13 protein-coding genes are annotated in these 16,081 nt (G+C 46.8%); 7 read left to right on the top strand and 6 right to left on the bottom strand.

Annotated elements, in window-relative coordinates:
- Positions 1 to 705, top strand: a complete 705-nt coding sequence (locus CDG61_RS00710; RefSeq protein ID WP_087513641.1) for an FKBP-type peptidyl-prolyl cis-trans isomerase — start codon at positions 1 to 3, stop codon at positions 703 to 705.
- A gap of 53 nt (positions 706 to 758) precedes the next feature.
- Complete coding sequence (locus tag CDG61_RS00705; protein WP_087549687.1) at positions 759 to 1,451, top strand: FKBP-type peptidyl-prolyl cis-trans isomerase; 693 nt, start codon at positions 759 to 761, stop codon at positions 1,449 to 1,451.
- 71 nt (positions 1,452 to 1,522) lie between these two features.
- On the opposite strand, the gene murJ is transcribed toward CDG61_RS00705, so the two are convergent.
- Positions 1,523 to 3,079, bottom strand: a complete 1,557-nt coding sequence (murJ, locus tag CDG61_RS00700; RefSeq protein ID WP_171405559.1) for a murein biosynthesis integral membrane protein MurJ — start codon at positions 3,077 to 3,079, stop codon at positions 1,523 to 1,525.
- Between the two features lie 87 nt (positions 3,080 to 3,166).
- Positions 3,167 to 3,745: a 1,6-anhydro-N-acetylmuramyl-L-alanine amidase AmpD gene (ampD, locus tag CDG61_RS00695; RefSeq protein WP_087513638.1), complete on the bottom strand. Its 579-nt coding sequence runs from the start codon at positions 3,743 to 3,745 to the stop codon at positions 3,167 to 3,169.
- Between the two features lie 174 nt (positions 3,746 to 3,919).
- Here ampD and nadC point away from each other — a divergent pair, with 174 nt between their 5' ends.
- Both nadC and CDG61_RS00685 read left to right on the top strand, forming a co-directional pair.
- On the top strand, positions 3,920 to 4,765 hold the full coding sequence (gene nadC, locus CDG61_RS00690) for a carboxylating nicotinate-nucleotide diphosphorylase (protein WP_087549685.1): 846 nt from the start codon (positions 3,920 to 3,922) through the stop codon (positions 4,763 to 4,765).
- Between the two features lie 185 nt (positions 4,766 to 4,950).
- Positions 4,951 to 6,117 (top strand): YfaP family protein, encoded by a 1,167-nt coding sequence (locus CDG61_RS00685; protein ID WP_087549684.1) that lies wholly within the window; start codon positions 4,951 to 4,953, stop codon positions 6,115 to 6,117.
- Between the two features lie 73 nt (positions 6,118 to 6,190).
- Here the strand turns inward: CDG61_RS00685 and CDG61_RS00680 are convergent, their stop codons facing one another.
- From CDG61_RS00680 to rph, 3 genes are all read right to left on the bottom strand, one after another.
- On the bottom strand, positions 6,191 to 8,389 hold the full coding sequence (locus tag CDG61_RS00680; RefSeq protein ID WP_087549683.1) for a phosphocholine-specific phospholipase C: 2,199 nt from the start codon (positions 8,387 to 8,389) through the stop codon (positions 6,191 to 6,193).
- A 19-nt stretch (positions 8,390 to 8,408) separates the two neighbouring features.
- Positions 8,409 to 8,546: a hypothetical protein gene (locus CDG61_RS17430; protein ID WP_160117081.1), complete on the bottom strand. Its 138-nt coding sequence runs from the start codon at positions 8,544 to 8,546 to the stop codon at positions 8,409 to 8,411.
- A 134-nt stretch (positions 8,547 to 8,680) separates the two neighbouring features.
- Positions 8,681 to 9,397: a ribonuclease PH gene (gene rph, locus CDG61_RS00675; protein ID WP_087513634.1), complete on the bottom strand. Its 717-nt coding sequence runs from the start codon at positions 9,395 to 9,397 to the stop codon at positions 8,681 to 8,683.
- 428 nt (positions 9,398 to 9,825) lie between these two features.
- Here rph and ppc point away from each other — a divergent pair, with 428 nt between their 5' ends.
- From ppc to CDG61_RS00660, 3 genes are all read left to right on the top strand, one after another.
- Entirely contained in the window at positions 9,826 to 12,516 is a 2,691-nt protein-coding gene (gene ppc, locus CDG61_RS00670; RefSeq protein ID WP_087549682.1) for a phosphoenolpyruvate carboxylase, read from the top strand.
- Positions 12,517 to 12,852: 336 nt separating this feature from the next.
- Complete coding sequence (locus CDG61_RS00665) at positions 12,853 to 14,154, top strand: solute carrier family 23 protein (RefSeq protein ID WP_087549681.1); 1,302 nt, start codon at positions 12,853 to 12,855, stop codon at positions 14,152 to 14,154.
- A gap of 154 nt (positions 14,155 to 14,308) precedes the next feature.
- Positions 14,309 to 15,217 carry a LysR family transcriptional regulator gene (locus tag CDG61_RS00660; RefSeq protein ID WP_087549680.1) on the top strand — a complete coding sequence of 303 codons (909 nt, stop codon included), beginning with the start codon at positions 14,309 to 14,311 and terminating at the stop codon, positions 15,215 to 15,217.
- Between the two features lie 50 nt (positions 15,218 to 15,267).
- On the opposite strand, the gene CDG61_RS00655 is transcribed toward CDG61_RS00660, so the two are convergent.
- The gene (locus CDG61_RS00655; protein ID WP_087549679.1) at positions 15,268 to 16,011 is read right to left on the bottom strand and encodes a sulfite exporter TauE/SafE family protein; all 744 of its coding nucleotides are present in this window, start codon (positions 16,009 to 16,011) and stop codon (positions 15,268 to 15,270) included.
- Between the last annotated feature and the right edge of the window lie 70 nt (positions 16,012 to 16,081).

Below are 16,081 nucleotides of genomic sequence, written 5' to 3'. Positions count from 1 at the left end.
ATGAGTAAAGCCTTACCCATCGCTGTCGCTGTAATTTTAGGCGGTGCTGCACTTGTACCTGTTTACTACGCAACTCAGAACCCTGCTGAAGTAACATCAAAAGCCTCTAAAAATGCCACTGCTGTACAGAAAATCAGCTATGCACTGGGCTATGAAGTTGCACATCAGACTCCTCCTGAGCTGGATATCAACAGTTTTGTAACAGGCGTCCGTGAAGGTCATGCTCGTGGTAAACCGGCATATACAGAAGAAGAACTGCAAAAAGCATATGAACAGTTCCAGCAGGAAATGCAGCAGAAACAGGTCGATCAGGCAAAACAGGCTCAAAGCAGCAATGATACTTTCCTGGCTGAAAATGCAAAGAAACCAGGTGTTGTCACTACCGCATCCGGCTTACAGTATAAAGTGACCAAAGAAGGTACAGGCAAAGCACCTGCTGCCAGCTCCATGGTCACCGTACACTATAAAGGTCAGCTCGTTGACGGTAAGGTCTTTGACAGTTCAATTGACCGTGGCGAACCGATTGAGTTCCCATTAAATCAGGTAATTCCAGGCTGGACTGAAGGTCTTCAGCTAATGAAAGAAGGCGGAAAAGCAACGCTGTATATCCCATCCAATCTGGGTTATGGCGCACAGGGCGTTCCTGGAACTATTCCACCGAACAGCACACTGATTTTTGATGTTGAACTGATTAAAGTTAAATAACACAAACAGTTTAAGGAGAGCGATTGCTCTCCTTATTTATTTGAGAAAACATCATGAAAAAAACAATTTCCCTGCTCAGCCTGATGCTCTGTACATCTGCTGTTGTTGCACAACCTGTCACGAGTAAAAGTTCCGCAGCCCAGCAGGTGGGTTACAGCTTTGGATATTTAATGGGACGCAACAATGCTGATTCCATTAAAGATCTGGATCTGGATGCTTTTGTTCAGGGCTTAAAAGAAGCCTCCAAAGGTCAGACTGCATCATTAACAGATGAAGAAATGGCTCGTGTACTGACACAGTACAAGAAACAGTCTGAAGCAAAACTGTTGATTGAACTGAAACAGAAAGCTGAAGCAAATGAAAAACAGGGCACTGCGTTCCTGGCTGAAAATGCGAAGAAACCTGGTGTTCAGGTCACTGCCTCTGGTTTGCAGTATCTCGTACTACAGGCGGGTAAAGGAAAATCTCCGAAAGCCACCTCAAAAGTTAAGGTGAACTATGAAGGTCGCCTGCTGGATGGTACTGTGTTTGACAGCTCCATTGCACGTAACCACCCTGCCGAATTTCAGTTAAGCCAGGTGATTCAGGGCTGGACTGAAGGTGTCCAGCTGATGAAAGAAGGTTCTAAATACCGCTTTTTTGTTCCTGCAAAACTGGCTTATGGACAGATCGGTTCAGGCGATGTCATCGAGCCGAACAGCACGCTGATTTTTGATGTGGAACTGCTGGAAATCCTTTCAAAATAAGCTTTTATAAAGCGCATAAAAAAGACCGCCATGCGGTCTTTTTTATTCAGCCTGTATTATACGTTTATACTTTATACATTCGGTTTTAACTGACGTGGTCTGAATCCTGCTGCCAGCAGACCTGCGCCATAGGCAACCACACCCACCACACACAGCAGAATCACTTCCACCACACGCATCCACTGAGATACATCACCGTTATACCAACTCATGGCATACCACAGGGCTGCAATCATGACGGTATTAGCAACAGCGAACTGTACAAACAGTTTTTTCCAGTGCGCACCAAAACGGAAAATATTCTTTTTATGCAGATAGAAATACAGCATTCCTGCATTGACCAGGGCTGAGCCTGTAGATGCCAGCGCAAGAGCCATATGCTCTGCATGCCAGTCAATCAGTTTAAAGAACCCAATAAATACAACGTTCAGAATGGCATTGGCAGCAACAGCCATCAAACCGACGCGTACCGGTGTTCTGGTATCCTGCTGTGCATAAAAACCAGGTGCAAACACCTTGATCAACATAAAGGAGATGACCCCTCCACTCATACACTGCAAGGCAAGTGCCGTCATCTGTGTATCTTCAAAAGTGAACTGTCCACGCTGGAAAAGTGCCTGAATAATAGGTGTGGAGAGCATAAACAATGCGATACTGGCAGGCACACCCACCAGCATGATCACCCGTGAAGCCCAGTCCATCATCCCTCTGAACTTTGTCTGATCCTGTTCTGCATGCCGTGCAGAAAGCGACGGTAAAATAACTGTACCAATCGCAACACCGATCAGCCCCAGTGGCAGTTCAGTCATACGCTCAGCACTGTACAGCCAGGACACTGAACCATCCTGCATGAAAGATGCCCAGATGGTGTTCAGCAGCAGGTTAATCTGGGTGACAGACACACCAAAAAGAGCAGGCAGCATCAGTTTCATGATGCGGTCCACCCCTTCGTGTTTAAAATCGACTTTTGGTGGAATCAGCAGGTTTTTACGCCACAGCTCAGGAATCTGAATTGCCAGCTGTAAAACCCCAGCCACGATCACCGCCCAGCCCAGTGCCATAATCGGCTCAGCCATATATGGCGTCAGCCACCATGCCCCTGCAATCATGGCAACATTCAGCAGCACCGGAGCAAAAGCCGGTGTCGAAAATGAGCCATAACTGTTCAGAATACTACTGGCAAAAGCCGTCAGCGACATGAACAGCAGATAGGGAATGGTCAGACGGAACATATCCACTGCCAGCGCAAACTTCTCTGGATCATTATGGAAACCCGGTGCATAGATATACAGCACTGCAGGTGCTGCCACCATGGCAATGAATGTCAGCAGAGTCATGACCGTTAACAGACAGCCAAACACCCGACTGATCAGGATCTGCACTTCAGCATGTGCCTTACTGGTCTTATATTCAGTCAGTACAGGAATGAATGCCTGTGAAAATGCCCCTTCGGCAAACAGTCGCCTGAAAAAGTTCGGGATGCGGAATGCAACCACAAAGGTATCAAAATCTTTCCCTGCACCAAATACATTCAGTAAGACAACGTCCCGTACAAGCCCAAGCACACGGGACAGCATTGTCATTGCACTGACAATAAAGGTCGATCGCCACAATGCCATCGTAACCATCCATTAAAAAATTCAGTCGCTATTGTAATGAAACTTAAACCAGTATTTCATTGTTTAATCGTTCAACAAAGCCACAGTTTATTGGTTTTATTGTTTACGCTGTTTCAGCCCGCTCAGAACTGTTCTGAACTTCTGCCAGTCAAAAAAAGGACCTGGGTCAGTTTTACGTCCAGGTGCAATATCTGAGTGACCTGCCAGATGCTGCTGAATTTTTGGATAAGCCTGCTGCAAAGCAGCCACCACCTCCGCCAGCGCCTGATACTGTTCTTCTTCAAAAGGCAGGTCATCACTGCCTTCCAGTTCGATGCCCACAGAATAATCATTACATTCTTTTTTTGCCAGATAACTGGAACGGCCTGCATGCCATGCCCGATCCTTAAAACTGACAAACTGCAGCACTTCGCCTGAACGTAAAATCAGCAGGTGTGCAGAAACCTGCATTCCTTCAATTGTCTGAAAATACGGATGCACAGACCAGTCCAGCTGATTCTGAAAAAACTGCTCAATATAACCACCACCAAACTGTGATGGCGGCAGACTGATATTGTGTATGACCACAAGCTGAATATCAGTATCATCAGGACGCTGATTAAAATTGGGTGAAGGAAGCTGCCGCGCACCGGTCAACTGTCCATCTATGACCTGAAATGAGGGTGCAAGCTGCATAAATATTCCCTGTATAAAATAACTGACTGTTCAACATATTAAACCAGTCCTGAAACTTTCATCCTGGATTATTTGCACTGAATGGATAATTTTGCTTAAAAATACGCTCTTGCAGATGAACAATGTTAATATAGCGCGCAATTTCCATGGGTTAAAAAAGATACGGAAAATCAGATGAGCATATCTCAGGCTTTACTGGAACAATCCATCCAGATCAACGTTCAGCAGGCTTTACAGGAAGACATTGGGGACGGTGACATTACTGCACTGCTGACACCTGAAGATGAACAGGCAACAGCAACGATTATCAGCCGTGAAGATATGATTCTGGCTGGACAGCCGTGGGTCAACGCCCTCATTCAGGCTTTTGACCCGACTGTACAGATCACCTGGTTAAAAAATGATGGCGAACTGGTCAAAGCCAATGAAACCATTTATAAACTTGCCGGTTCTGCCCGCAGTCTGCTGACTGTCGAACGTCCTGCGCTGAATTTCATTCAGACGATGTCTGCGGTTGCGACCAAAACAGCAGAATATGTGCGGGAACTTGACGGGCTGAACACCAGACTGCTGGATACCCGTAAAACTCTGCCTGGACTTCGCATTGCACAGAAATATGCTGTTGCAGTGGGTGGTGGTAAAAACCACCGTCTGGGACTGTTTGATGCCTTCCTGATCAAGGAAAATCATATTATGGCAGCAGGCGGTATTGCTCAGGCGATTGCCCGTGCGCATGAAATTGCACCAGGTAAACCTGTGGAAGTTGAAGTGGAAACCTGGGATGAACTGAATCAGGCACTTGAAGCACAGGCGGACATTGTCATGCTGGACAACTTCAGTCAGCAACAGATGATTGAGGCTGTTAAACACGTTGCTGGACGCTGTAAACTGGAAGCATCAGGCAACATTACCATTGAAAATTTACGCGAAGTGGCAACCACGGGTGTTGACTATATCTCGATGGGTGTTTTAACCAAAGATGTTAAGGCTGTGGACTTATCCATGCGCTTCAATGCGTGATGCCCTGCGCTTTTTAAGATCATGAGACACCGCAGCAGAATCCAGGTTCTGCTGCACAAAAAATTACAGCAGCATCTATATTCCATAGGCAGAATTTGATCATTAATCATGGATTTCTGTCTGCCACAATCCATAATGGTAATACGAAAAAACCATCCTGTCCCAAATAATAAAAGTGAAAAATCATGAAAAAAACAATCCCACTACTCAGCAGCAGTATAGCCCTGTGCATATCCGCCTCCGCCATTGCAGCACCCGTCAGCATTCATGTACTGAGTGCAACCATCAAAGACCAGAATATTCCGGATGCGGAAATTTTTTTACAGAAAAATGGTGAAAATACTGCAACTGCCCGTACAGGTAGTGATGGCAGAACACAGATCAACAGCAGTCTGAGCGATACCTCTGACAACCTGCTGATTATTAAGAAACCTGGGTATTCCACCCTTGTTGCCAAATGTCCATGCGACGGCATGACCTATGCGCTCAGCCCTGTGCTGAAAGATCTGAACAGTATGCGTATTGTTCTGAACTGGGGCAAAACACCTGCCGATCTGGACTCACACCTCAGTTATAAAGATCAGCATGTATTCTGGCAGAGCAAGCAGGGGCAGGATGCCAACCTGGATGTGGACGATACCGATTCATACGGTCCTGAAACGGTCACTATCGAGAGACGTCTGGACAATCAGTACTATGTGTACTCTGTACATGACTATACGGACAGAACCCGACCTGACACTTTAAATCTTGCCAGCAGTCAGGCAAAAGTCATGGTCTATGCCGGTGAATCCCTGATCCGTTCCTATTATGTCCCGACAGATAAAAAAGGGAACTTATGGACGGTTTTCCGTATTTCACCACAGGGCGAAATCCAGGACATCAATCAGATCTCAGGTACCCGAAGCAATGCAGACCGTATTGGGTCAACCGTGTCAGACTATCAGAACAGCAGTACACAGGTTCGCCAGACTCCTGTTTCCGCAGCGGCTCAGGCTCGTGCTAAGTCTCTGAATCTGGCGGCAGACAAAGCCTATAAAAACAGCCGTTATGAACAGGCAGCTCTGCTCTATCAGCAGGCCATTGATTACAATCCAAATGCAGGTCAGGTGTACAGTAACCTGGCAGTGACCTACCAGAAACTGAACCGTTCAGCAGAAGCTCTGCTTGCCAACCAGAAAGCGATTGCTCTGGCGACCAATAACAACACCAAAGCCTATTCACATTACAATATCGGACGTATTTACGAAGATCATCGTGACCTGTCTCAGGCACTGTACCACTTCCAGCAGGCAAATCTGTTTAAACCTACAGCCAGTTATGAGCAGGCTATCCAGCGTGTCAGCCGCTGATTCTGCCAGTCTGATGTTCCACATGAAACCAGGGAAGCACCTGCTTCCCTGGTCGATTGGTTCTTTATAGATTTTACATAAACGGATCGGTATAAGAGTCCTGCCCCGTTTCCACTCTGCCTGCAAAACGACGCTCATACAGACCATCGGCTGTGCTGACAATAAAATCATACCAGCCATATACGGAGCTCATGTCCAGCAGTAACTCAACCTCTTTGCCCGCCACAGTATCAATCGTCCAGTTTTTCTGATTCAGATAAGCGTTTGCTTTAACCGTCAGCTGAGCAGACTGCTGTCCATCATGACGGACTTTCAGATAGATTTTAGCTGAACATTCTTCGACACAGACTCTGATTTCTGGCAATGCATCCACCTGAATTTTCTGTTTCAGGTCACCTTTGAAACTGCGGTGAAAACCATTCGGTCCCAGTACCCACAGATCATAGCCCCCACTCGATACATCCCACACATCGTCCAGCTGTTTGCCCGCTTCAACCATATAACGGCGTGGCACAGCATCCAGGTTCAGTCTGTCATAGACATGGAAAACAGCACCCTGCTCACCTGTATTGGAAAAAATCAGTTTGACCTGCTGACTGACCGCATCCACTTTTGCACTGGTATGCAGAATATAGGGCAAGGCTCTGGAAAAACGGATGCCTTTTTCCTGAACAGGAAATTTCTGAGCAGCAGGAACCTGAACCTGTTTCATGGCTTCCTGACTGGAGCGGATGAAATCTGCCTGAGCTTTGGTTTTTTCTCCATCCAGATCAGGCACCTGCTCCAGATTTGGATTTTTAAAGTTAAAGGCAGAGGTCAAATCACCACACACTGCACGGCGGTACGGGCTGATATTGCTTTCTTTGACCCCAAAACGCTGCTCAAGAAAACGGATAATGGAAGTGTGGTCAAATACCTGAGAATTGATCCAGCCCCCACGACTCCACGGCGAAATCACATACATGGGCACCCGTACTCCTGGACCATAAACACCATGCCAGAAGTTGTCATTTTTGCCGTTTACGAACTTAAGTAAAGGCTGTGCCGTCGAAGCAGCAACCCGTGGGTGATTAAAATATTCATAGGAAACATCCTGATCACTCAGTGTGGTCTTACCATGGGTTTTCAGAATCTGTCCCTGATCATTGATCTCTCTTGAAGGTGCAGACGGTGACGGAACATGGTCAAAGAAACCATCATTTTCATCAAAGTTGACCAGCAGAACAGTCTGACTCCAGATCTCAGGATTTTCGGTCAGTGCATTCAGCAGTTCCTGGATATACCATGCTCCCTGTACCGGACTGGAAGGTCCAGGATGCTCACTGTAGGCAGCCGGTGCCACAATCCAGCTGACCTGCGGCAGTTTGCCTGCCGCAATATCCTTTTTGAACTGTCCCAGTAATCCACCATCATCAGGCATGGTATTGGCAATCCCTTTATATAAGGGCTGTGCAGCATCAATTTTTTCATCATAAGGCGGACAGAATGGATTTGCATGACTGACTGGCTTGCCCGAAAGTTCATTGGCACGGCGGTACTGTTTAAAACCGGCCAGCGGATTGTCAGTAAAGTTATCCGGCATGTTCTGATAGACTTTCCAGCTGACTCCAGCCTGTTGCAGGCGTTCAGGATAAGTCGTCCAGTCATAGCCTGACAGCGATGAACCGATACCATCAAATTCATTGACCACGCTGGCAACACCTGATGTTGCACCATTCGTTCCTGTCCAGATAAATGATCTGTTCGGGTTGGTTCCTGCATGCATGGCACAGTGGTAAGCATCACATAAGGTAAATGCCTCCGCCAGTGCAAACTGAAATTCGACTTCACTGCGCTTGTAGTAACCCATGGACTGTGGCTGTTTGTGCTGTACCCAGTTTCCCATGCGCCCACAGTCCCACGCTGCCTGACCGTCTTTCCATGAGTGAGGTGTACCACTGACCCGCTGTGCATTGCCCAGCCGGCTGTCTAAATGATAAGGCAGGACTTTATTTTTATCTGCATCGTACTGTTCCCAGACGGTACGCCCATCTTTCAACGGTATGCTGAAGCGGTCACCAAAGCCCCTGACTCCTTTAAATGTTCCAAAGTAATTATCAAAGGAACGGTTTTCCTGAGTCAGAATCACCACATGTTTCACATCCTGAATCGTGCCACTTTCCACTTTTGCATCAATCGCCAGTGCTTTCTGAATACTCAGAGGGAAACTGGCCAGTGCTGCGGCACCAAATGCCGTTTTTGAAGAATTGATTATAAAATCACGACGGTTCATCACATTTTTCCTTCAGCGGTCAGGGAGCACAGTGAATTTTGCAGCCAGGTTCAGGTTTAACCACAGGCGGATTCACCTGTGCCTGATCATTGTCATCATTACAGCCACTCAGCAGTAGCGCTGAACCGAGCAGAAAAACTGTCAGTAAACTTCGCATCGTCCTTTCCTGTTTTTATAGTGCGGACTTATTGATATAAAAAAAGCATGACATCAGCGTGATCGTTTTATTGCAGTCCTGTTAAAAAACAAAAACGCACCCGAAGGTGCGTCTGTTTAACAGAAATCTGTGACTTACCAGCCCAGTGCTTCCTGCTGTTTTTTCACCAGTTCCTGAATCCCTTTCTCTGCCATTTCCAGCATGGCATTGCTTTGCGCACGGGTAAAAGGTTTCTCTTCGGCTGTGCCCTGAATTTCAATAAATTCACCTGCCTGAGTCATCACCACGTTCAGGTCAGTCTGACAGTTTGAATCTTCTTCATAGCAAAGATCGAGCAGTACGTCGTCCTGATAAATACCGACTGAAACCGCAGCAACCAGACCTTTCAATGGGTCATGCTTGATTTTCTTTTTCTCCAGCAGCACATTCATGGCATCAATTAAAGCCACTGCAGCACCAGTGATGGATGCTGTACGTGTACCGCCATCTGCCTGAATCACATCACAGTCGATGGTAATTGTGTTTTCACCCAGTTTTTTCAGATCAACCATGGCACGTAAACTGCGTCCGATTAAACGCTGGATTTCCTGTGTACGACCAGACTGTTTACCACGGGCAGCTTCACGGTCACTGCGGGTGTGAGTTGAACGTGGCAGCATGCCGTATTCAGCAGTCACCCAGCCTTGTCCCTGACCTTTGAGAAAACGGGGTACAGAATGGTCAATACTTGCAGTACAGAGAACCTTAGTATGACCAAATTCAACCAGTACTGAACCTTCCGCATAACGTGTGTAGTTACGAGTAATTTTAATCTCACGTAACTGATCTAAAGCTCGCTGGTCAATACGCATAATTCGTCCTGATTTTTCACTGAAAAAAGTTGCCTCGCATTATAACAGATGCAACCGATTGCGTTTTATTACAAGTTGTCAGTTTAATTCAGACGGCGCATCATTCAGTCCCTTCATCATTTACAGTTTTTCATTGATTTTCTGTATGAACAGCATGTCTGTCATGCATCGCAGCCACCTCCTGAACAGACAGATCACTGTTTTTTTAAACAATAATCCACCAATCATTTAAACAACAGAAATACAGGCTGTTTTCAGCCCCTGTAAAGCTCCCTTTTAAATCATGCTTTCATATCAAAGTGTCATACTGTTATGGCAGAAAAATTGCTGATGAATTGTTCAGACGCTTACATACTTTTGTCTGTAGCGACTTGGCATGTGGCATGATCAAGTGCATATTCAAATGAAGAAAAACCGGAGAGTGTAAAATGATTCAACAAATTGATGCTCCACTGCGCGAAGATGTCCGCTTACTCGGAAATCTGCTGGGCGAAACCCTGAAAGAACATGCAGGGCAGGATTTGTTTAATCAGATTGAACAGATTCGTGCGCTCGCCAAAGGTGCAAGAGACGGTCAGCTGGAAGCAGAAAAACAGCTGGAACAGCTTTTTTTAAATTTAAAAGATGAAGAAATTCTGCCTCTGACCCGTGCATTTTCACACTTTCTGAACTTCGCCAATATTGCTGAGCAATATCATGTGGTACGCAGCCGGCGCCAGAGTGAATTTGATGTCACCGCACCATCGCCTAACGTACTCGATCACCTCTTTGAAAAATTTAAAAACCGTCAGATCGATACAGCCACTTTATATAAACAGATCTGTGAACTGAAAATTGAACTGGTTCTGACAGCACACCCGACTGAAGTCAGTCGCCGTACCCTGATTCAGAAATATGATGGCATCAACAACTGTCTGTCCAGATTTGATCAGCAGAAACTGACACCCAAACAGCGCAATGAAGTACTTGCCGACCTGAAACAGCTGGTCTGTTCTGCATGGCAGACTGATGAAATCCGTCAGCACCGCCCGACCCCTGTAGATGAAGCAAAATGGGGATTCACCACCATTGAGCAGACGCTGTGGAATGCGGTGCCAAAATTTATCCGCGAACTGGATGAACTGGTACAGGACAACTGTCAGCAGGCTTTACCACTGAATATTTCTCCGATCCGTTTTGCCTCATGGATGGGTGGAGACCGTGACGGTAACCCGAATGTCACCCACAACATTACCCAGGAAGTCCTGTGGCTGTCCCGCTGGAAAGCAGCTGATCTGTATGTCCGTGATATTGAAGACCTGCGCTGGGAACTGTCACTGGAAGCCTGCTCTGATGAACTGACTCAGGCACTGGGCTACACCCATCCAGAACCTTACCGTGAATATCTGCGTACCACACGTGAACGTCTGAAGATCACCCGTTCATGGCTGGCAAGCAAACTTCAGGGACAGCATTCAGATGTAGACCGTAACCTGATCATCCGCCATAAAGATGAACTGTTACAGCCCTTACTGCTCTGCTGGCGTTCACTCATGGCATGTAACCTGCCTGAAATTGCCAACGGCAAACTGCTCGACTTTATTTACCGTGTGAACTGTTTTGGGATTGAACTGCTGAAACTCGATATCCGACAGGAATCAGGACGGCACCGTCAGGCCATCTCAGCCATTACTGAATACCTGGGTCTGGGGAATTTTGAAACCTGGACTGAACAGGCGCGTCAGAACTTTTTAATTCAGGAACTGCAAAGCAAGCGTCCACTGTTGCCGAAGCATCTGGATGTTCCAGCAGGCAGCCTGATTGATCACCCTGATGTTCAGGAAGTATTTGCCACCATGCGGACACTGGCAGAACAGCCAAAAGAATGTCTGGGTGCCTATATTATTTCCATGGCGGAATATGCAAGTGATGTGCTTGCGGTACTGTTACTGCAGAAAGAAGCAGGCATTGAACATCCATTACGTGTTGTACCACTTTTTGAAACGCTGAAAGACCTGGATGGTGCTGCATCCACCATGAATACGCTGTTCAGTATGCACTGGTACAAACAGCATATTCAGGGCAAACACGAAGTCATGATCGGTTATTCAGACTCTGCCAAAGATGCAGGCTTCATGTCTGCCAACTGGGCGCAGTACCGTGCTCAGGAAGAACTGACTGCTGTCGCAAAACAGCATGCGGTACAGCTGACACTGTTCCATGGTCGTGGCGGTTCCATCAGTCGTGGTGGTGCGCCAACCCAGCAGGCACTGTTCTCTCAGCCACCGGGCTCCATTTCAGGTGCCATCCGTGTGACAGAACAGGGCGAAATGATCCGCTTCAAGTTCGGACTCGAAGAAATTGCCTTACAGAATCTGGAAATTTATACCGCAGCAACTCTGGAAGCCACCCTGCTGCCTCCGCCAGAACCTAAACAGCAATGGCGGGATTTAATGCACAGCATGACCGATCTATCTGTTCAGGTCTATCGTCAGACCGTCCGTGAAAACCCGCATTTTGTGAAATATCTGCGTACTGTCACACCTGAGCTTGAACTGCAGATGCTGCCTTTAGGTTCACGTCCTGCAAAACGTAAAGTCAGTGGTGGTATTGAATCCTTACGTGCCATTCCCTGGGTATTTGCCTGGACACAGATCCGTCTGATGCTGCCGGCATGGCTCGGAACAGGTGCTGCCATTAACCAGGTGATTGATCAGGGTCAGAAAGCGACACTGGATGAAATGCTGACCGAATGGCCATATTTCCAGACTCTGATTGATATGCTGGAAATGGTTCTGTCCAAAGCAGATGCCAATATTGCGCTTTACTATGAAGCACATCTGACACAGGATGAAGACCTGAAAGTGCTGGGCGCAGAACTGCGTCAGCGTCTGCATGATGCGGTACAGACGCTGCTTGTACTGAAAGGTGAATCCAAACTGCTCAGTTCCAACGATGTTCTGGATCAGTCCATGCAGGTACGCAAACCCTACCTGTTGCCCTTACATCTGCTCCAGGCTGAACTGATGAAACGTCGTCGTGGCTATTTACAGGAAAGCCCAAGCGAACAGACCCCAGTCGATCATGCACTGATGGTCAGCATTGCAGGAATTGCCGCTGGTCTGCGTAATACCGGCTGATTTCTGTCTTTCCTTTTCAGGATGTATATGCACTGCATATACATCCTTTTTTTATTGTGGATGCTGCAAAACAGTCTGAATGTCTCTGATCCGTATGATTCAATCCCAGACTCATAAAAAAATTTAAACAATTGCAAAATATTCTATTTTTCCACTTCAGTCCTGCATTTTTTTAATCTGTTGATTTTACTTGGATACACATAGTAACAATTTTACCAAGCGGTATATAAATCAGATAAAGATGAACAATCACAAGTCCTTAGTCTGACTCAGGGATAAAAAAAACAGAGTAAAGAGCGTATGATGTGCTCAATTTGTTTTTTGAGTGCTCACTTTATGTCCAGCTGGTTCCCTAAATGGCGACCTTATTCAGGCAGTATTGATGCCCGACCTGTTGGTACCAATGAATATCTTCCACCCATGCAAAGTGCTGTACTGGGTGTCCAGCATGCCTTTGCCATGTTTGGTGCAACGGTTCTTGCCCCATTTTTAATGGGCTTTGACCCGAACCTGGCCATTTTAATGTCAGGGATCTGTACCATCCTGTTTTTCCTGATGACAGGTGGTCGTGTTCCAAGTTATCTGGGCTCAAGTTTTGCTTTTATTGGTGTGGTCATTGCCGCAACCGGTTATACCGCATCAGGCACGGGCGCGCTGAACCCTAATCTGGCTGTGGCTGCGGGCGGGATTATTGCCTGCGGTATTCTGTATGCCATTTTTGGTTTTATTGTGATGGCAACAGGGACGAAGTGGATTGAAAAACTCATGCCGCCCGTCGTCACAGGCGCAGTGGTCATGATTATCGGCTTAAATCTGGCACCTGTAACGGTAAAGGGTGTGGCAGGCAATAACTTTAATATGTGGATGTCTCTGATCACCGTGCTGTGCATGGGTTCAATTGCCGTCTTTACTAAAGGTCTGTTACAACGGTTGTTGTTACTGGTCGGTTTACTGCTGGCTTATCTGATCTATTTCGTTGTCTCCAATGTACTGGGCAATGGTACACCAATTGATTTTGCACCGATTCAGCAGGCTGCCTGGTTTGGTATGCCAACCTTCCATTCACCTGAATTCAATGCCAATGCCATGCTGATCATTGCCCCGATTGCACTGATTCTGGTGGCTGAAAACCTCGGACACATTAAAGCCGTCAGTGCCATGACCGGAGAAAATCTGGATCCGCATATCGGTAAAGCATTTGTTGCAGATGGTATTGCTACAACGCTGTCAGGCAGTGTTGGCGCACCTGGTATGACCACTTATGGTGAAAATATTGGTGTGATGGCTGTGACCCGTGTTTACTCCACCATTGTTTTTGTCATTGCCGGTGTTTTTGCCATTTTCTTAGGTTTCTCACCTAAATTCGGCGCAATTATCCATACCATTCCGACTGCCATTCTGACGGGTGCATCGATTGTTGTCTTTGGTCTGATCACCATTGCCGGTGCAAAAATATGGATTGAAAACAAAGTCGATTTTTCTAAAAACAAAAATCTGATGGTTGCAGCAGTGACGATTATTCTGGGTACAGGTGACTTTGCCCTGCAGTTTGGTAACTTCAACCTGGGCGGTATCGGTACAGCAACTTTTGCAGCACTGATCCTGAACTGGTTCTTCAGCTTAAAAGATAAATCATAAATACTGAGTCTGCATGATTCCTTTCATCTCAGCGCAATATAGAAACTGAGAGACTGATGCGGAATGAACGTGATTTTACAGGCAGCCGAAAGGCTGCTTTTTTTATTGCAGGATTTAAGTAAGATATAAAAATGCCCTAGAGAATATCCCATCCATGCGCCTCGACTTTTTTGACTTACAGCTCTTTCTGAATATTGTGGAAACAGGCAGTCTGACCAAAGGGGCTGAACGCTCTGCTATTTCATTACAGGCAGCCAGTGAGCGCATTAAAAAAATGGAACAGCACTATGCCACCAGCCTGTTCAGCAGACATGCCACAGGCGTTAAACTGACCCAGGCAGGACAGAGCTTTACAGAACAGGCACTGCTGATGGTGCAGCAGTACCGCAGACTGGAACAGATCATGCTGCCCTATGCTCAGGGGGCGACCACACAGATGATCTTATGGTGTAACTCTTCTGCACAAAGTGAATACCTGCCGCTGTTACTGCCTCAGTATCTGCTGGAGAACCCACATGTTCAGATTGAACTGAAAGAAGCAGAAAGCAGTGAAATGATTCTGTCCCTGCAGAAAGGTACGGCTCAACTGGGACTGATCTCCGGTTTTTTTCATGCGCAGGATTTACAGACACTGGAGTTTTCCGATGATCCACTGGTGCTGATCTGCCCCAGAGATCATGTACTGAGTCAGCATTCACAACTCCAGCTGGTCGAAACACTGAACTATCCCTTTGTGGGTTTAATGCAGTACCACTCTTTACAGCAGTCAGTTGAAAACCAGGCAAAACAGCTGAACTGTGCCATTCAGTACCGTTTACGTTTACCCAGTTTTGCTGCGATTGCCCAGGTGGTTGCCAATGGTGTCGGTATTGCGATTATGCCCAAACGGGCTGCGCAGAGACTGAGCAAACTCCATGCCTTTCACCAGGTGGAACTGTCCGGTAGCTGGGCACAGCGTAAACTGTTGCTGGCTGCACAGAATTTTGATGCGCTACCTGCCGGGTATCAGCATTTTGCTCAGTTCCTGCTGGCGCAGAAATCTCAGCTTGAACGGCTAGATTAAATAAAAATCAGGCTGTTTTCAGCAGTTTTAAGCAATCATCTGAAAGAGATTCAGAGCACACCAGCCTGATGCAGCACTGAATACGACCCAAAAATCACCAGACCACAAAAGAAAATTTTACGGAATTTTTGCTCTGGGATACGGTAACGGATTTTTGTCCCTGCCCACATACCGACCAAAGCAGGAATCAGAGCAATCATGGACATTTTATAATCTATAGGCATCTGATCTACAGGATTCTGATGCAGAAATACCGCCAGACAGATCGTGGATATGGTAAATGCTAGCCCCAGAGACTGGACCAGATCATCCCGTTTCAGTTGCAGGGACTGAATATAAGGAACCACCGGAATCACCACGACACCCGTTGCCACAGTCAGTGCTCCGCCCAGATAACCGATGATCGGTGACAGCCATTTTTCATGCGGGGCAAGATTGGGCATACTTCTGGCAAATAAGCCATACAGCCCATACAGTGCCAGCATGCCACCCAGCAGTGCTTCACTGTGAAAACCACTGTTTCCTTCGCTCAAAGTCGGAAACACTGTCCAGATAGAACCGACAATAATCCCCAGCAACAGTGTCCAGAAACGGCGGATCAACCGCAAGACACCACCTTCAGCAAACAGTTGCCATAAGTTGGTCACCATGGAGGGAACGATCAGCAGCATTGCAGCCTGAAAAGGACTGATCACCAGGGTCAGCAGTCCCATTGCCACGGCAGGAAGTCCAAGCCCAATTGTCCCTTTAATCATGCCTGCAACTGCAAATACTGCAATCACCAAACCTATCATCTGTTTTGCCCTCTGTGTTCAGGGCTCATGTTAAAAGATTCACTTTGGCGGAAAAATCACTGATTTCCGA

Origin of the sequence: Acinetobacter sp. WCHAc010052, from assembly GCF_002165295.2 — a bacterium.
In the GTDB taxonomy this organism is placed as follows: domain Bacteria; phylum Pseudomonadota; class Gammaproteobacteria; order Pseudomonadales; family Moraxellaceae; genus Acinetobacter; species Acinetobacter chinensis.
This window is presented reverse-complemented; position numbering and strand designations above follow the sequence as displayed.